The sequence below is a fragment of the Alphaproteobacteria bacterium genome (genome assembly GCA_040216735.1).
Taxonomy (GTDB): Bacteria; Pseudomonadota; Alphaproteobacteria; order SHVP01; family SHVP01; genus CALJDF01.
The window spans coordinates 374,013-391,532 of sequence record JAVJOO010000005.1; the positions used below are offsets into that span (position 1 = coordinate 374,013).

Sequence of the window (17,520 nt, forward strand, 5' to 3'; positions counted from 1 at the left end):
CCATGTCTTTACAGGGTTCGGGCGGTGCCGACCGGTGCTATAGTTTTGCCTCGGCCGGACGTACGAGACCGTCGGGCGCGATAAGAACAAGCCCGCTATTTGGGCCCATTAGGGAGATCACAATGAAAAAGCTACTCGTAGCCGCGGCCTTGGCAACGACGGCGTTAGCGCCGTTCGCCGCACAGGCGCAAATGAAGGATTCAGTCAGCATCGGGATGACGCTGGAACCGGCACCCGGACTCGATCCGACGCAGGGCGCCTCGGCGGCCATTAGCGAAGTGACGATGTACAACATCTTCGAAAGCTTGGTGCGCATCGACGAAAAGGGCGTCATCGGCCCGATGCTCGCGAAGAGCTGGAAGATCTCGCCGGACGGCAAGACCTACACGTTCGACCTGGTGCAGGGCGCAACCTTCCACGACGGCAACGCGTTTACCTCCGCGGACATCAAGTTTTCGGCAGAAGCCGCCGCCGCCGAGAAAAGCGGCAACAAAGCCAAGGCCATGTACCAGTCGATCAAAGCGATCGAGACTCCCGACGACCACACGGTCGTGATGTCGTTGGAGTCGCCGAGCGCGCTGTTCTTGTTCAAGTTGGCGCAGTCGACCGGGGCGATCATCGATGAGGCCTCCGCTGCCGACAATATGACAAACCCGATCGGCACCGGCCCCTACAAGTTCGTGCGCTGGACCAAGGGCGACTCGGTCGACCTCGAACTGTTTCCGGCCCACCGCAACGCCGCCAACATCAAGATGAAGAAGGCCAAATTTCGCTTCATCAACGACGGCAACGCCCAGGTCAACGCGCTGCTCGCGGGCGATCTCGACTATATGGTGAACCTGGCTTCGCCCCAGTTGTTCGAGCAATTCAAAAAAGACCCGAACTTCACCGCGCTGGAAGGCACGACTGAAGGCGAGACGATCTTGACGATGAACAATAAGGCCGGCGCGCTGTCCGACGTTCGGGTGCGCCGCGCCCTGATGCACGCAATCGACCGGCAGGCGTTGGTCGATGCGGCGATGTTCGGCTACGGCACGCCGATCGGGTCGCACTTTGCGCCGCATAACGCGACGTATCTCGATCTCACCGGGATGTACGCCTACGACCCCGCCAAGGCGAAGGCGTTGTTGAAGGAAGCGGGTCACGAAAAACTGGAGCTGTCGCTCAAGCTGCCGCCGGTCGGATACGCCCGGAACGGCGGTCAAGTGATTGCCGACATGCTGAGCCAGGTCGGCGTGACTGCCAAGATCGAGAACGTCGAATGGCCGGTGTGGATCGATCAGGTGTTCCGCGGCAAGCAGTTCGACCTGACCATCGTCTCGCACGTCGAGCCGATGGACGTAAACAACTACACTAACGCCGAATACTACTGGCAGTACGACAGCCCCGAGTTCCGCGATATCTATGCGAAGTTCGAGGCCGCGATCACGCCGGAAGACCAAGCCAAATGGATCAAAGCGGCGCAGACCAAGATCGCTGAAGATTCGGTCAATGGCTTCCTTTTCGAACTGGCGAAACTGAGCGTCGCCAAGAAAGGCCTCACGGGAATGTGGGCGAGTTGGCCTTCGTTCATCAACGAAGTCGCGGCGCTAAGCTGGGAAAACTAGCCGGTCCCGACGGGACGGCCTGAACTGTCACCTCCCCCTGCCTTCAGGGGGAGGTTTCGGCTGGGGGTTCGCATCGGATGACGATGGGAAACGACCCCCTCCCTGCCCTCCCCCTTTTCAAGGGGGAGGATTTTCTTTTTGTACGTGTCGCGCCCGCGTTTCAGCATAAGGCCGAGATACAAACGGCACCGTACGGTTTGGAGGCCGCTTCATGCGCATTCTGATCGCCATGATGAAGCACGAGACCAACACCTTTTCGCCAGTGGTGACCGACTGGGCGCGGTTCCAGGATTGGGGCGCGTTTCTGGGCGCCGATGTGGTTACGACCTACAAGAACACGGCGATGCCGATTGCGGCCTACATGAAGATCGCCGACGAGCTTGGCGCGGAGATCGTGACGCCGCTCGCGACCGAGGCGATGCCCTCGGGCAAGGTGACAGAGGAGGCTTACGAATACATGGCCGGGTTGATTACCGAAGCGGCCAAGGATGTCGACCTCGCGCTACTCGACCTGCACGGTGCGATGGTGGCCGAGCATGTCTTCGACGGCGAGGGCACGTTGTTGGCGCGCATCCGCGCCTTGCGGCCCGATCTGCCTATCGCGGTGACACTTGACCTGCACTGCAACCTGACCCAGGCGATGGTCGACAACTGCACCGCGTTGATCGGCTACAAGACCTATCCCCACGTCGATATGTACGAGGTTGCCGAACAGGTCGGCCGCATTGTCGTGGGCGCCGCACAGGGCAAATGCGCGCCGGTCATGGCCTGGGGCCACCCTGCCCTGCTGTCGCAAACCCTGCGCCAGGGGACCGACGACGAACCGATGAAGACGCTGATCGCCATGACCCGTGCCGCGGAGGCCAAACCGGGCGTGCTGGCGGCCACCGTGTTCGGCGGTTTCCCAATGGCCGACATCCCCGACGCCGGCACCTCGGCGATCGTGGTGAGCGACAACGACGTTGCCCTGGCCGAATTCGAACGCGATGCCATTTTGGCGGAGGCCTGGCGACGGCGTGACGAGTTCGTCTATCAACCAGAACCGCTTGCCGAGGCGGTCGGCCGCGCCAAACACATGAGCGACGGCCCGATCATGCTGCTGGACCACGCCGACAATTGCGGCTCGGGCGCGAACCAAGACGTGATGACGGTGATCGCCGAGGTGCTGCGTCAGAAATTGGACGACGTGATCGTGGGCGCGGTGTGGGATCCCGAAGCGGTACAGGAGATGCAACGCGCCGGGATCGGCAACACCGTCACGCTGAAACTAGGCGGCAAGACCGACATGCCGGCGATCGGCCTTCGGGGTGAGCCGTTGACGCTGACCGGGACGGTCAAGGTGCTGACCGATGGACGCTGGACCGTACGCGGCCCGATGTATACCGGCGTGCCGGTCGATATGGGCCCCTCGGCGGTGCTGGATGTGGGACGGATGCAGATTGTCATCGTCTCGCGTCACCACGAGCCGTGGGACCGCGGCGTCTTTACCTCGGTCGGGATCGAGCCCGAGCATCACCGCTATATTTTGCTCAAGTCGCGTATTCATTACCGCGCGGGCTTCGGCGATCTGCCCAAGGCGACCGTCACGCTAGACGGTGACGGCGTCACCACGTCGGACAACTCGAAGCTCACTTTCGAGAACGTGCGGCGGCCGATCTTCCCGCTGGACCGGATCAACGAACCCTGATGCTGGACGACGCCTACGGCAACGCGGTCGACACCGACGACGACGCCACCGTCGCGGCGCTGGACCGCTTCGCCCACAGCTTCCTCGCCTACGGCAAGGACTTCGCGGTGATTTTCGACGCGGCCCGGGACGATCCCACGTGTTTGCTGGCGCACAGCCAAGCCGCGTTGCTCGGGTTGTTCATGGAGAACAACGCCGGGCTTGCCTTGGCAACAACGCATCTTGAGACCGGGCGCACCCTGGCGGCCCAGGGTAAAGGCAGCGAACGCGAGCGCCTGTACCACCGCGCCATCGAGGCGGCCGCGCGGGCAGACACTGGGCAAGCGACCGCGCTGCACGACGAAATTGCCGCGCGCTGGCCGCGCGATCTGTTCGCGGCCAAGCTCGGTCAGGTGCACTATTTCAATGTTGGCGATGCAGCGGGGATGCGGCGCATTGCGCAAACGGCCGTCGATGCGCTGGGCGACGTCGCCTACGCCTGGGGCCTTCTGGCCTTTGGGTTGGAGGAATGCCACGCGCTCGACGACGCGGAACGGGCCGGGCGGCACGCGGCCGAGATGACCGAGGTCGAACCCTGGGCCCACCATGCCGTGGCGCACGTCTACGAGACGCGCGGACAGCTCGACGACGGCATCGCTTGGATGGAGGACCGCGCGCACACGTGGCGGGACTGTAACTCGTTCATGTTCACCCACAATTGGTGGCATGTCGCGCTGTTCTATCTCGACAAGGGCGACCCCGATCAGGCGTTAAGCATCTTTGATTCGCGGCTGTGGGGCGCGCCGCAGGGCGATCCTTCCTATTCGCAAGACCAAGCGGGCGCGGTGTCGATGTTGATTCGCCTCTCGTTGCGCGGCGTGGCCTTGGGCCGCCGGTGGTCCGAGGTGGCCGACGAAATCCTCAAGCGCGAGGTGATGTTCGACCAGCCGTTCCTGAGCGCGCACTTCGCCTATGCGTTGGCGCGGTCCGAACACCGCACCGCCTATGAGAAGTTCCTGCGGGACTTGCACGACCATGCTGGCTCGGCCAATGCAGCGGCGCGCCACCAGTGGCTGACCCATGCCTTGCCGCTGTGCCGTGGCATGGGTGCGCACGCCGACAACGACTTCGACCTCGCGGCGCGCCTCCTAGGCGAAACGCGACCGCATTGGCGCCGCCTCGGCGGCAGCCATGCCCAGCGCGATCTGTTCGAGCAGATGTATCTCGATGCATTGATTCGGTGTGGCAGCGCTGATGAGGCCGCACCAATTCTGGAGGCCCGCGTTGCGGCGCGACCTGGGGTGCGGGTGCATCAAGTGGAGTTGGCGGCGGCGCGGCGGCCGCGCTAGGCCCTTCGAGAGGGTGCCGGTGGCGCCTCCTCAGGATGACGTTTTTTTCTTTTAGCCGCCGATGTGCGGGACGGCGGCCAAGAGCGTCTTGGTGTAGGGGTGTTGGGGGTTGGCGAAGATTTCTTCGGTGGGGCCGCGCTCGACGAAGACGCCTTGGTTCATCACCGCGACTTCGTCGCAAACGAACTTGACGACCGCGAGATCGTGGCTAATCAACAGGTAGGTCACGCCGAATTCGTCTTGGAGTTCCTGCAATAGGTTCAGCACTTGGGCTTGGACCGAGACGTCCAGCGCGGAGACCGGTTCGTCGGCGACGATGAGCGCGGGCCGGGTGATCAGGGCGCGGGCGATGGCGATGCGCTGGCGCTGGCCGCCGGAAAATTCGTGCGGGTATTTGTCGGCATCGGACTCCTTGAGGCCGACCGCGCGCAAGGAGTCGACGACCCGGGCGCGGCGTTCGTCGAGGCGAGTATCCTCGAGCGCCTCGATCGGTTCGGCGACGATGCGGGCAACCTTCATGCGCGGGTCGAGCGAACCGAACGGGTCTTGGAACACCATTTGGAAGTGGCGGCGTAGCCGGCGCAGGTCCTCGCGCGGCAGGGCGTTGATGTCCTGGCCGCGGAAGCGCACCGCGCCCTGGGTTGGGGTTTCCAGGCCCATCACACTGCGTGCCAATGTCGACTTGCCGCACCCGGATTCGCCAACGACGCCGAAGCTGCGGCCTTTTTCGATGGTAAACGACACGCCGTTGATGGCGTGGACCTGGGTCGGCGGGCGCCACAGGGTTTCGCGTGGCAAGGTGTAGTGCTTGTGCACGTCCTCGACCGCGACGACGGTGTCGGGCGGCGCGGCCGCCGGCGCCACGGCGGTCATCGGGTAGCCCACTTGGCGCGGGCGACGTCAGTGTGGAGGCAGGCGACCTGGTGCCCTGCCCCGACCGCTACAAGCGGCGGCTGGGTCGGGCGGCAGGCGTCGGTGACGTAGCTGCAACGGTCTTGGAAGGTGCACCCCGCCGGCAGGTCGGCCAACTCGGGCACCGTGCCGGGGATGGTACGCAGACGCCGGCGCGACGCTTTGGTGTCGTCGATTTGCGGGACGGCCGAGAACAGTCCTTGGCTGTAGGGATGGGCAAGATCGGCGAAGACATCGCGGGTCGGGCCGCTTTCGACCCGCGCGCCGCCATACATGACGATCACGTCCTGGACGTTCTGATAGATCACCCCGAGGTTATGGCTGATCAGGATCATCGCCATGCCGAGGTCCTCGATCAGGTTGCGGATCAGGTCGAGGATCTGTTTTTGGATGGTGACGTCGAGCGCGGTGGTGGGTTCGTCCGCGATCAGCAATTCGGGGCCGCACGACAGTGCCATCGCGATCATCACCCGCTGGCGCTGGCCACCGGAAAGCTGGTGCGGGTAGCTGCCGATGCGCTTGGCCGGTTCGGGAATGCCGACCATGTCGAGGAGGCGGATGACCTCGGCGCGGGCCTCGGCCCGGTTCATGCCGCGGTGCAAACGCATCGCCTCGGCGATCTGACGACCGACCGTGTGCAGCGGGTTGAGAGAGGTCATCGGTTCCTGGAAGACCATACCGATACGATTGCCGCGCACCCGGCACATCTGATCCTCGCTGAAGGTCAGGAGATTTTCGCCCGCCAGGTTCACCGCACCGTCGGCCCAACCGTTCTCGGGCAACAGCCCCATGATGGCCAGCGCGGTGAGCGACTTGCCGCAACCGGATTCGCCGACGATCCCCAGGGTTTCGCCCTTTTTCAGATCGAACGACAAATTGCGCACGGCGCGCGCGGGCCCGCGCACCGTGTTCAGCGTCACCGTCAGGTTTTCGACCGCGAGCAGGGTCATCAGCGTTTCCGCGCGAGGCGCGGGTCGATCACGTCGCGCAAACCGTCGCCGAGAAGGTTCAAGCCGAGAACCGACAGCGCGATCGCCATGCCTGGATACACGGCGAGCCAGGGGTTGATGAAGATCATCGAGCGGGTCTCATCCAGCATCCGGCCCCACGACGGCGTCGGCGGTTGCGCGCCGAGCCCCAGGAAACTGAGCGCGGCCTCGGCGAGGATGGCGAGCGCGAACTGGATCGTCGCCTGGACGACGATGACCGACACGATGTTGGGCAGGACGTGTTCGACGGTGATGCGCAGACGACCCTTACCGGCGGCGCGCGCGGCCAGGATGAATTCGCGTGCCCAAATCGCGTTGGCGGCGCCACGCGTCAGGCGGGCGAAGACGGGGATCGAAAAGATCCCGATGGCGACGATGGCGTTGATCGCCCCCTGCCCTAACGTTGCCACCAACATGATGGCGAGCAAGATCGCGGGGAACGCATACATGAAATCCGAGGCGCGCATGATCAGCTCTTCGGTCCACCCGCGCTTGGCCGAGGCCCACAGGCCCAACGATACACCGAAGGCCATGCCGATGGTCACCGACACGACGCCGACGGTGATCGAGTTCTGCGCCCCCGCCATGATGATCGAGAAGATGTCGCGGCCGAACTGGTCGGTGCCGAGCCAATGTTCCCACGACGGCGGCACGAAGCGCGCGCGCAGATTCTGTTTCACCGGATCGAACGGCGTCCAAAACAACGACACGAAGGCCATCGCCACCAAGAGAAGCGACAAGCTGCCCCCCGCCACGAACGAGCGGTGGGCGAGGCAACGGTGCCAAAAACCGGGTTGGGATTGCATACCGGGCTACACGTCGTGCGGCTTGAGCCGAGGGTCGATCACGGCATAGAGGATGTCGACCACGAAGTTGATGAACACGACGAAGGCCGCGAGCATCAAGACCACGTCGCGCACGACCACGAGGTCGCGGTTGCTGATCGCCTGTAGGATGAGCCGGCCGAGGCCGGGCATCGCGAAGACCTCTTCGACAATGATGGTGCCGGCGAGCAGGTTGGCGAACTGAAGGCCCATGATGGTGATGACGGGGATCATGGCGTTGCGTAACACGTGTCGCCACAGGGTCGCGCGCCGGGTCAATCCCTTGGCCCGGGCGGTGCGCACGTAGTCTTCGCGCATCGTTTCGAGCACGGCCGAGCGGGTGAAGCGCGCGAGGATCGCGCCTTGGACCGTGGCCAGCGCGATCGCCGGTAGGATCAACGCCTTGAACGCGGGCCATAGGCCGTTTTCCCAGCCCGGAAAGCCGCCTGCCGAAAACCAGCGCAAGTTGACCGCGAACAACAGGATCAACAGGAGTGCCAGCCAAAAGTTCGGCACCGAAATGCCGAGCTGGCTGATCCCCATGACGGTCAGGTCGCCCGGTTTGTTGTGGCGCGACGCAGCGTAGACTCCCAGCGCAAAGGCCACCACCGCCGACAGCAGCATCGAGAGGATCGCGAGCGGAAAGGTAATCGCCAAGCGTGCTTGGACCAGTTCGATCACCGACGTGGAATAGGTATAGCTGGTGCCGAACCGCAAGGTGACGATGTCGCCGAGCCAGGCGAAATAGCGTTCGAGAAGGGGCCGGTCGAGGCCGAACTTTGCGCGTAACGCATCGACCGCGCTTTGCGGCGCGTCGATGCCGAGGATCACCGACGCGGGGTCGCCTGGCAGGATTTCCAGGGCAAGGAAGGTCAGCACCGTCGCCCCGAGCAAGGTGGCGATAAAGGTGACGAACCGTTTGGCAAGGAAGACGCTCATGCGGCCCCAGATCGGCGGCGACTAAGAGGTCAGTCGTAGCATAGATGGGGGGACGCTTCGACTCGCACCCGGGACGTGGGCCCTTCGACTCGGGCTTGCGCCCGGCTCAGGATGACGGTGCTTTTCGGTTCTGTGACGACGACGGCTCAGGACCGCATCAGCCTTCGCCGTCGGCCTTTTGCGGTTTGCGCCAGTCGGCCGATAGCAAAGTGCAGCGGCCGCTGGCGCGGAATTCGATGAGGGCCCAGGTTGCCGGAGCGAGGCTGAGTTGGGGCGCGCGCTTGGCCGGGAGGGCACCGAGATAGGCGGCGCCGTGGATCAACGCGCTGCTATCGCCGACGAAGACCTTGAGGGTATCGCCGGTCAGGTGCGGCCACATTTCTTCGACGCGGCGGCGGATGAAGCCGCCGACCCGCTCGCCCGCGGCGCCGAGGGTTTCAGCGCCGGCGAAGGGCGGGCGATAGCCTGTGTCGGTGAGCCAATTCTTGGGCGCCTTGGTGAAACGCGGATCCTCCGCGATGAGGCTGTCGAGTTGTGCGATCTTGAGGTTGCCGGCAGCCCCGAGACTGCGGCCTGCGAGTTCGGCGCGCTCCACCGCGCGGTAGCCGCGGAAGGTCGTTTCCTCGAGGTCTTCGGCGAGGATCGCGGCGGTCTGCCACGCGCCCTGGTTGGGGCTGCATTCGATGTCGTCGTCGATCTTGCACACCATCTTGTCGGCCAACGCGTGCAGGCGGACAGCGGCCTTGCTGGCCTGGCCTTCGCCTGCGGCGGTAAGTGGGAATGGCAGGTTGGTGCCGGGCACGCCGGCGGGCTGTTTGAGCGCGGCGTGGCGCATGAAGACGGCAATCAGACGGGCCATGGGTTACTCGCGCGACGTGGTAGGAGGCGTCTTTCGATCATCTCCGGGCGGCGGATGCAAGTTTTGCGTCCTTCGGGACGGCGCCTTTGGCGCCTCCTCAGGATGGCGGGGGTGGCGTTAGCGTCGGTGTTGGGCGGTTAGGACTTGTCGGCGACCTTGAAGGATTCGCCGCAGCCGCAGGCGCCGACCACATTGGGGTTGTTGAAGACGAAGCGGCTGGCGAGTTTTTCTTCGACCCAGTCGAGTTCGCTGCCCTGGATGTAGGGGATCGCTTCGGGATCGACGAAGACCTGGGCGCCGTCACGTTCGATGCGGATGTGGCCGGCGGGTTCCTCGGCGGCGAAGTCCATGGTGTAGCTCATATCCGAGCAACCCATTTGGCGAACGCCGACACGGATGCCCTTGGCGTTGTCTTGGGTGGCGAGCAGCCGGCGTACCTGGCCGGCGGCGGTCGAGGTCATCGTCAATACGTCCATAGCATTGCCCATGTTGGGTTAGTCCATCCCGAGTTCAAGCCGTGCCACCTCGGACATGCGCGCCGGCGTCCACGGCGGATCCCATACCAGTTCGGCCTCGGCGTCGTCGACACCCTCCACCGTCATCATGGCGAGCTCGACCATGCGCGGCATCGTGCCGGCGACCGGGCATCCCGGGGCGGTGAGCGTCATTTTGATGTGGGCGTGACGGTTTTCAATTTCGACGTCGTAGATCAGGCCGAGCTCGTAAATATCGACGGGTATTTCCGGATCGAACACAGTCTTTAGGGCGCGCACGATGTCGTCCTGGCTGGGACCGTCGTCGGCCGGGGCCGCGCCGGTGAACCGGGCGGGGTCGTTAGGGTCTACCAGAGATGCAGCGTTGTCGGTCATTCGGTCTTTGCCGGCGCGGACGTGCCGGTCAGGGCATTGTTGAAGGTGTGCCAGGCAAGGGTGGCGCATTTGATCCGCGAGGGATACTGGCGCACCCCGCCCAGGACGACCAGACGATCGAGATCGTCGTCGCCGACAAGCTCGTGTTCGGTGGTGACGAGTTCGTGGAACTTATCGAACAGGGCGCGGGCTTCGGCCTCGGTCTTGCCGACGAGAACCTCGGTCATCAGCGAGGCGGAGGCCATCGAAATGGCGCAGCCGCGCCCTTCGAAATGGACGTCCTCGACGCGGCCGTCCTTGAGCGTGACGTAGATGTGCACCTTGTCGCCGCAGAGCGGATTATAGCCGTCGGCCTCGGCCGTGAAGGTGGCCGGTTTGCCGAAGTTCCGCGGGCTCTTGCCGTGGTCCAGGATGATTTCCTGATAGAGATCGCGCAAATCGCTCATGCGAACAGCTTTCTAACGTCGTGCAGACCGTCGACCAACGCGTCGACGTCGGCGCGGGTATTGTACACGGCAAACGACGCACGCACCGTCCCGGCGATATCAAAGTGATCCATCAGGGGCTGGGCACAGTGGTGGCCAACCCGCACCGCGATCCCGGCTTGGTCGAGGATGGTACCGGCATCGTGCGGGTGCACCCCGTCGATCAGGAACGACACGATGCTGGCGCGCACCCGCGCGGTGCCGATCAGTTGAATATCGTTCAGACCGCGCAATCGCTCCAACGCATAGTCCAGCAAGTCGTTCTCGTGGGCGAGAATGGTGTCGTGGCCGATCGCCGCGACGTAGTCGAGGGCCGCGCCCATCCCGACCGTGCCGGCGATATTGGGGGTACCGGCCTCGAACTTGTGCGGCAGCGCGGCGAAGGTCGATTTGGCGATGGAGACGGTTTCGATCATGTCGCCGCCGCCCTGGTAGGGTGCCATCGCATCCAGCAAGTCGGCCTTGCCGTAAAGCACACCGATCCCCGAAGGGCCGTAGAGTTTGTGGGCCGAGAACACGTAGAAGTCGCAATCGACGTCCTGCACATCGATGCCGCGGTGGACAATGCCCTGGCACCCGTCAAGCAGGACCGGGATGCCCCGCGCGTGGGCCGCCGCGACGACCTCCTTGACCGGGACGACGGTGCCGATGGCGTTGCTGGCGTGAGTCACCGCGACGATCTTGGTACGCGGGGTCAGCATGTCCGCGAAACGGTCGAATAGAAATTCGCCAGTCTCGTCGGTCGGGGCCGCGCGCACCATTGCCCCGGTCTTCTCGGCAACGATTTGCCAGGGCACGATATTGGAATGGTGTTCCAGAGCGGTGACGAGGATCTCGTCGCCCGGCTTGAGATTGGCCCCGCCCCAACTGGACGCAACGAGGTTGATCCCTTCGGTCGCACCGCGCACGAAGACGATTTCCTTGGTGTTGCGCGCATTGATAAAGGCGCGGACCTTCTCGCGCGTGCCCTCGTAATTGCGCGTCGCGGTTTCGCTGAGGGCGTAGACGCCGCGGTGGATGTTCGCGTATTCGGCCTCGTAGCAATGACGCACGGCGTCGATCACGGCCCGCGGCTTTTGCGCGCTGGCCGCACTGTCGAGGAAGACCAGCGGTTTGCCGTGTACGGTCTGCGATAGAATGGGGAAGTCCGCACGGACCCGTGCGACGTCGAAGGCGTCGTTGGCGGGGGTCGGTGCCGGACTAGCCATCGGCGCGCTCCAACCAAGTATCCACAAGGGTTTCAAAGCGCGCACGGTCGCCATCGCGGTCGATTTCGTCGAGCGCGGCCTTGACGAAGGCGGAGACCAGCAACCGCCGTGCGGTAACGGCATCGATGCCGCGCGCCTGGAGGTAGAACATCTCGTTCTCGTCGAGATCGCCGGCCGTGGCGCCGTGGGCGCACTTGACGTCGTCGGCGTAGATTTCGAGTTCGGGCTTAGCGTCGATCTCGGCGCGGTCGGACAACAGCAGTGCATTGTTGAGTTGGTGCGCGTCGGTCTTCTGGGCATCGCGGCGTACCGCGACTTTGCCCTGGAACACGCCGCGCGCCGAATCGTCGAGAACGCCCTTGTAGACCTGCCGGCTGCGACTGCCGCCAACGGCGTGATCGACCACCGTGGTGATATCGCTGTGCTGCGAGTCGCGCAGCAAGTAAGCGCCCGCCCCGTCGAACTGCACGTCGGCACCCTCGATGGTCGCGGTTACCGATTGACGCGACAGTCGCGCGCCAAAGACGCCAACAAACCCGCGGTAGTGGCTACCGGTCTGTAGCGTCATGCGGTCCTGGGCGAGATGGAAGGCCGCCGCGCTTTCGTCTTGGACTTTGTAACGGCGCAAGGAGGCCCCCTGCCCCATGACGACTTCACTGACCGGATTGGACCAATAGACGCCGTCGCCCAGATGGGTCTCGATCAACGTGGCGGCGCTGTCCGGCCCCATGACGATCATGTTGCGCGGGTGCAGCGCGACCGGGCCCGATCCGCCGTCGGTCGCGAAGACGAGCTCGACTGTGGACTCAACATGGGTGCCCTCGTCGAGGAGCAACACGTAGCCGTCCATCATAAAGGCCGCATTGAGGGCCAACAGGCCGTCGCCGTCCAACGCCGAAACGCGCGCGACGTGCGCTTCGATGAGGTCTGGCACGCTTTGCAGCGCAACACTCATCGGCACCAGGCGTGCGCCGTCCGGGAGATTGCCGAGATTCGACAGATCCGCATCGAAGCGCCCGTTGGCGATCACGAGGCGGATCGCATCCGCCGCGCCGATCGATTTGACGCGGTTTGCCAGAGCCGGGCCGATGGGGGCGTCGGGCGCGGCAAAATCCGTCTTCGCGAGATCGCGCAGGTCGGTGTATTTCCAGGCTTCGACCCTGCGCGAGGGTAACGCGCGATCGCCGAAACGCGCGAGCGCATCGCGGCGTGCGGCCTGCAGCCAGTCGCCGCCGGCGTCGGACAACCGCGCGCCAACGACCTCGAACGACTCGAGGAACGGAAAATCGGCTGTGATCCGGCGGTCGCTCATGCGGCTTCGGTCCCCAGGACGGCGTAGCCCTCTTTTTCGAGATCAAGCGCCAACGACTTGTCGCCCGAACGCACGATCTTGCCGCCGGCCAAGACATGGACGAAGTCGGGCACGACGTAATCGAGCAGGCGTTGATAGTGAGTGATCATCAGCATCGCACGGCCTGGGTCGCGCAGCGCGTTGATGCCTTCGGCGACGGTTTTGAGCGCATCGATGTCGAGACCGGAATCGGTTTCGTCGAGAATCGCCAAGGACGGCTCAAGCATCGCCATTTGTAGCATTTCGTAGCGCTTCTTCTCGCCGCCGGAGAAGCCGACGTTGACTGCGCGGCGGACCATCTCGTCGGTCATGCCTAGTTGCTTTTGCTTTTCGCGGATCAGTTTGAGGAATTGCATGGCGTCGAGTTCGTTTTCGCCGCGATGTTTACGAATCGCGTTGTAAGCGGTCTTCAGAAACGTGGTGCCGGCGACGCCGGGGATTTCGACCGGGTACTGGAACGCCAGGAATACGCCCTCGCGGGCGCGAATCTCCGGCGCCATGGCGATCAGGTCCTTGCCTTGGTAGACGACCGACCCTTGTGTGACCTTGTACCCGTCTCGACCCGCAAGCACATACGACAGCGTGCTTTTGCCCGAGCCGTTGGGGCCCATGACAGCGTGCACCTCGCCGGCATTGATGGTGAGGTTGATCCCCTTGAGAACGTCTTTGCCGTCGACGGCGGCGTGTAGGTTTTCGATCTTAAGCATAACGGTCATGGGTTCTTTTTCCGGAATTAGCCGACGCTGCCTTCAAGGCTGATGCCGACGAGTTTTTGGGCTTCGACGGCAAACTCCATCGGGAGCTCTTGCAGCACCTGACGGCAAAAGCCGTTGACGATAAGGGTTGTGGCATCCTCCGCCGACAGCCCGCGCTGGCGGCAATACAGCAACTGTTCATCACTGATCTTGGAGGTTGTGGCTTCGTGCTCGACCTGCGCGGTTTTGTTGCGCACTTCGATATAGGGCACGGTGTGGGCGCCGCAGGTATCGCCGATCAAGAGCGAATCGCACTGGGTGAAGTTCCGCGCGCCGGTGGCGCCCGGCATCACCTTGACCAAACCGCGATAAGTGCTTTCGGCCTTACCGGCGGAAATGCCCTTCGAGATGATTCGGCTCTTGGTGTTCTTGCCCAGGTGAATCATCTTGGTGCCGGTATCGGCTTGCTGGAAGTTGTTGGTGATCGCGATCGAGTAGAACTCGCCGACCGAGTTGTCGCCCTGGAGAATGCAGCTGGGGTACTTCCAGGTGATGGCCGAGCCGGTTTCGACCTGGGTCCAGGAAATTTTCGCGTTGCGGCCACGGCAGGCGCCGCGCTTGGTGACGAAATTGTAGATGCCGCCCTTGCCGTTTTCGTCGCCCGGATACCAGTTTTGCACGGTAGAGTATTTGATTTCGGCGTCGTCCAACGCGACCAACTCGACCACCGCCGCGTGGAGCTGGTGCTCGTCGCGCATCGGTGCCGTGCACCCTTCGAGGTAACTGACGTAGGAACCTTTGTCGGCGATGATGAGTGTCCGTTCGAACTGCCCGGTCTGGGCCGCGTTGATGCGGAAGTAGGTCGACAACTCCATCGGACAGCGCACCCCTTCGGGCACATAGACGAAGGACCCATCGGTAAAAACGGCCGAGTTCAAGGTGGCGTAGAAATTGTCCGATACCGGGACGACGCTGCCGAGATACTTTTTGACCAACTCGGGGTGCTTTTGCACCGCCTCGGAAATCGGACAGAAGATCACGCCGTGCTTGCTGAGTTCCTCTTTGAAGGTGGTCGCGACCGAAACGCTGTCGAACACCGCATCGACCGCAACGCCGGCCAGCATCATTTGTTCCTGCAGCGGAATGCCAAGCTTGTTGTAGGTCTCGAGCAGTTTGGGATCGACTTCATCCAGGCTGTTCAGCTTCTCGGCCTGTTTGGGCGCAGAGTAGTAGTAGGAATCCTGATAGTCGATCGGCGGGAAGGACACCTTTGCCCAGGCGGGTTCCTCGTCACCCTGCTCTAGCCACTGGCGATAGGCCTTGAGACGCCACTGGAGGAGCCAATCGGGCTCCTCCTTCTTGGCCGAAATGAAGTGGATCGTGCTTTCGTCCAACCCCTTGGGGGCGGTATCGGATTCGATATCGGTGACGAAGCCGTATTTGTAGCGCTCGGTGGTCGCGGCGCCGATGGTTTCGCTTTCGCTGACGTTAGCCATGGTGTTGTCCGATCAGGCGTTGAGGCTGGCGGCCGGCGCGGCGGCGACCGGGGGCGGCGGGGCCGGTTCAAGAACATCGGCCAAGGTGAGGTTATCGAGCACGCCGCGGATCGCCGAGGACACTACGTTCCAGCGCCCGGCGATGGCGCAATGGTTCTCGTGTTCACAGGTGTTGCCGCCGGTGTCGAGGCAATCAGTTAGGGCAAGCTCGCCTTCGAACGCACCCAGCACCTCGGAAAGGCGGATGCTGTCCGGCGCGCGGTCCAGCCGGTAGCCGCCGTAGCGCCCGCGTTCCGCCGCGACGATCCCCACCTCGGTGAGGCGATGGAGAAGTTTGCTGACGGTCGGTGCTGGCAGGCCGGTCGCCAGGGCGACATCCGCGGTGTTCCGATTGCCCTGGGGCGGGCGGGCCATGTGGTGCAAAACCACCACGGCGTAATCTGTCATGCGGCTTAGTCGAAGCATCGGCCAATCCTGAATTATCTAATCCTGATTAGATTAGTCTAACTTTAATTGGGCGGAAAATAGGGAGATTCAAGGCGCGGTGCAACCGGTTTTGGCCGCTTTGGCAGCATTTTTCGCGGCCAACCTTTCCCTTACGCGCGCGACCCGCCATAAAACCGCCATGGCTCTCCGTGACGGGCAATATCGGGGCGAACCGCCGCCGCGCCAGCCCATGCTCAACCTACCCCCTGCTGTTTTGGCGCTGATCGGCGCAAATGTTGTCGTGCATGGGGCGATGCTGCTGGTGCCTCTCGACGCCGTCGGCTGGGTGCTGCTCCATTTGGCCTTTATCCCGGTGCGCTACAGCGTCGAAGGTCTTGGCGGTTGGCCGGCGTGGGCTGGGCCGGTGACCTATCAATTCCTCCACGGCGGCTGGCTGCACCTGGGCGTCAACATGGTGATGCTGGCGGCGTTCGGCTCGGCGCTGGAACGATCGGCCGGGGCGTCGCGGATGCTGGTGCTCTATGTTGCTTCGGGTGTGGCCGGGGCGTTCGTCCATTTTGCACTATTTCCGGTGAGCAATATCCCCGTTGTCGGCGCGTCGGGCTCGATCAGCGGCCTGTTCGGGGCAGTGCTGTGGTTGATGGCGCGCCCGGACCGTTTTGGCCGCCGTGCGTTACGTTTTTGGCCGGCGGCGCTGATCTGGATCGGGTTTTCTGTCGCCGTCGGCTTTACCGGGATGCCCGGTGTTGCGGACGGTCAGATCGCCTGGGCCGCCCACGTCGGCGGGTTCCTTGCCGGGATCGTGGCGATGATAGGAATGCTGGCTTGGGCCCGGGCCAAGGCGCGGAGACGGCCGCCCGGCTAAGCCGCGAGAGCCGCCGCCAACGACAGTGTGCCAAAGGCGGTGACCACCGACGCCCCGGCAATGGCCAAACCGCCCGCAACAACACCCCGCCACCGACCGGACGCCCCGGCCTGTCGGAGCGCGCCGCGCCGTACCGCGACACTCAGGGCCGCAAGCACCGAGACGGTTATGGCGGTCCCCACCGACATCGCCAGCGCCGCCGCGACGCCAAGCATGAACAGGCTCTGCGCGGTCGCGAACAGGAGGACGATCACGGCGCCGCTGCAGGGCCGCATTCCGACGGCGAGAACGACCGCCGCAGCTTCGCGCCAACCTGCCGAGGCGGCCTTCGCCAACCGGCCGTGCCCGTGGTCGTGGCCATGCTCGCCGTGGTCGTGGCCGTGGTGGCCGTGTCCGAACCCAAGCACCTCGCGCACGGCGCGCCACATCAGCCAAAGGCCGAGGACCGCAACAAACGCGTAGCTGGCGGTTTCGAGGGTCCCCACTCGATCGGATGTCGCAAGGTTCGACGCTCCGAGGATCACCGCCAGCAAGCCGACCAGCGCGACCGCGGCAACAGCCTGCAACAGCGCGGCGAGCACGGCGAGGACCACCCCGCGCCGCACGTTGCCTTCGCCTGCCAACAGATACGAGGCGATGACGACCTTGCCATGACCGGGGCCGGCCGCGTGCAGTACACCGTAGGCAAACGATAGCCCGATCAGAACCAGCACCGGCCAGGCGCTCCGACCGTCGCGGACGGCACCGACCGCATCGGCGAGCTTGGTTTGCAGGTCGCGTTGCAGACGGCGCACTTCGATAAGATAGCGTTGCACAAACCCGGGCGCCTCCAGCCCCCCGGCCTGTACGGCCTGTTCGGGAGCGCCGCCGCCGAACGCACGCATCGAATCCTGAGCCGCCGCGGGCGCAAGAAAACCCAGCGCCAGGAGCGTGGCTGCGAGCAGCCACAACACCGGTCG

Annotated in this window: 18 protein-coding genes; 4 read left to right on the plus strand and 14 right to left on the minus strand. The window is 64.0% G+C overall.

Annotation, left to right across the window (positions count from 1 at the left end; genetic code table 11):
• The first annotated feature begins 122 nt into the window (after positions 1 to 122).
• The 3 genes from RID42_15090 to RID42_15100 all read left to right on the plus strand — a co-directional run bounded on the left by RID42_15090 (position 123) and on the right by RID42_15100 (position 4,622).
• Positions 123 to 1,607, plus strand: a complete 1,485-nt coding sequence (locus RID42_15090) for an ABC transporter substrate-binding protein (GenBank protein ID MEQ8249002.1) — start codon at positions 123 to 125, stop codon at positions 1,605 to 1,607.
• A 211-nt stretch (positions 1,608 to 1,818) separates the two neighbouring features.
• Positions 1,819 to 3,294, plus strand: a complete 1,476-nt coding sequence (locus RID42_15095; GenBank protein MEQ8249003.1) for a M81 family metallopeptidase — start codon at positions 1,819 to 1,821, stop codon at positions 3,292 to 3,294.
• Complete coding sequence (locus RID42_15100) at positions 3,294 to 4,622, plus strand: tetratricopeptide repeat protein (protein MEQ8249004.1); 1,329 nt, start codon at positions 3,294 to 3,296, stop codon at positions 4,620 to 4,622. Before RID42_15095 ends, RID42_15100 begins: the two co-directional genes overlap by 1 nt.
• 51 nt (positions 4,623 to 4,673) lie before the next feature.
• Here RID42_15100 and RID42_15105 read toward each other — a convergent pair whose 3' ends face one another.
• The 13 genes from RID42_15105 to RID42_15165 all read right to left on the minus strand — a co-directional run bounded on the left by RID42_15105 (position 4,674) and on the right by RID42_15165 (position 15,714).
• Positions 4,674 to 5,495 (minus strand): ATP-binding cassette domain-containing protein, encoded by an 822-nt coding sequence (locus RID42_15105; GenBank protein MEQ8249005.1) that lies wholly within the window; start codon positions 5,493 to 5,495, stop codon positions 4,674 to 4,676.
• Positions 5,492 to 6,484 carry an ABC transporter ATP-binding protein gene (locus RID42_15110; protein MEQ8249006.1) on the minus strand — a complete coding sequence of 331 codons (993 nt, stop codon included), beginning with the start codon at positions 6,482 to 6,484 and terminating at the stop codon, positions 5,492 to 5,494. Before RID42_15110 ends, RID42_15105 begins: the two co-directional genes overlap by 4 nt.
• Positions 6,484 to 7,329 carry an ABC transporter permease gene (locus tag RID42_15115; protein MEQ8249007.1) on the minus strand — a complete coding sequence of 282 codons (846 nt, stop codon included), beginning with the start codon at positions 7,327 to 7,329 and terminating at the stop codon, positions 6,484 to 6,486. Before RID42_15115 ends, RID42_15110 begins: the two co-directional genes overlap by 1 nt.
• A 6-nt stretch (positions 7,330 to 7,335) precedes the next feature.
• Positions 7,336 to 8,286: an ABC transporter permease gene (locus tag RID42_15120; protein MEQ8249008.1), complete on the minus strand. Its 951-nt coding sequence runs from the start codon at positions 8,284 to 8,286 to the stop codon at positions 7,336 to 7,338.
• Positions 8,287 to 8,443: 157 nt separating this feature from the next.
• Positions 8,444 to 9,145, minus strand: coding sequence for a histidine phosphatase family protein (locus RID42_15125; protein ID MEQ8249009.1), 702 nt, complete (start codon positions 9,143 to 9,145; stop codon positions 8,444 to 8,446).
• A 137-nt stretch (positions 9,146 to 9,282) separates the two neighbouring features.
• Entirely contained in the window at positions 9,283 to 9,633 is a 351-nt protein-coding gene (locus RID42_15130; protein MEQ8249010.1) for an iron-sulfur cluster assembly accessory protein, read from the minus strand.
• A gap of 6 nt (positions 9,634 to 9,639) precedes the next feature.
• On the minus strand, positions 9,640 to 10,014 hold the full coding sequence (locus RID42_15135; protein ID MEQ8249011.1) for an SUF system Fe-S cluster assembly protein: 375 nt from the start codon (positions 10,012 to 10,014) through the stop codon (positions 9,640 to 9,642).
• Positions 10,011 to 10,460, minus strand: coding sequence for an SUF system NifU family Fe-S cluster assembly protein (locus RID42_15140; protein ID MEQ8249012.1), 450 nt, complete (start codon positions 10,458 to 10,460; stop codon positions 10,011 to 10,013). The genes RID42_15135 and RID42_15140 overlap by 4 nt, the downstream gene beginning before the upstream one ends.
• A complete protein-coding gene (locus tag RID42_15145; protein MEQ8249013.1) occupies positions 10,457 to 11,707 on the minus strand; it encodes a cysteine desulfurase in 1,251 nt (416 codons plus the stop codon). The genes RID42_15140 and RID42_15145 overlap by 4 nt, the downstream gene beginning before the upstream one ends.
• Positions 11,700 to 13,019, minus strand: coding sequence for a Fe-S cluster assembly protein SufD (gene sufD, locus RID42_15150; GenBank protein MEQ8249014.1), 1,320 nt, complete (start codon positions 13,017 to 13,019; stop codon positions 11,700 to 11,702). Before sufD ends, RID42_15145 begins: the two co-directional genes overlap by 8 nt.
• Entirely contained in the window at positions 13,016 to 13,765 is a 750-nt protein-coding gene (gene sufC, locus RID42_15155) for a Fe-S cluster assembly ATPase SufC (GenBank protein ID MEQ8249015.1), read from the minus strand. The genes sufD and sufC overlap by 4 nt, the downstream gene beginning before the upstream one ends.
• Before the next feature lie 26 nt (positions 13,766 to 13,791).
• Positions 13,792 to 15,249: a Fe-S cluster assembly protein SufB gene (gene sufB, locus RID42_15160; protein MEQ8249016.1), complete on the minus strand. Its 1,458-nt coding sequence runs from the start codon at positions 15,247 to 15,249 to the stop codon at positions 13,792 to 13,794.
• 12 nt (positions 15,250 to 15,261) lie between these two features.
• The gene (locus RID42_15165; protein MEQ8249017.1) at positions 15,262 to 15,714 is read right to left on the minus strand and encodes an SUF system Fe-S cluster assembly regulator; all 453 of its coding nucleotides are present in this window, start codon (positions 15,712 to 15,714) and stop codon (positions 15,262 to 15,264) included.
• Between the two features lie 160 nt (positions 15,715 to 15,874).
• Here RID42_15165 and RID42_15170 point away from each other — a divergent pair, with 160 nt between their 5' ends.
• Positions 15,875 to 16,561 (plus strand): rhomboid family intramembrane serine protease, encoded by a 687-nt coding sequence (locus RID42_15170; protein MEQ8249018.1) that lies wholly within the window; start codon positions 15,875 to 15,877, stop codon positions 16,559 to 16,561.
• On the opposite strand, the gene RID42_15175 is transcribed toward RID42_15170, so the two are convergent.
• Positions 16,558 to 17,514, minus strand: coding sequence for a hypothetical protein (locus tag RID42_15175; protein ID MEQ8249019.1), 957 nt, complete (start codon positions 17,512 to 17,514; stop codon positions 16,558 to 16,560). The two genes, RID42_15170 and RID42_15175, sit on opposite strands and share 4 nt — an antisense overlap.
• Between the last annotated feature and the right edge of the window lie 6 nt (positions 17,515 to 17,520).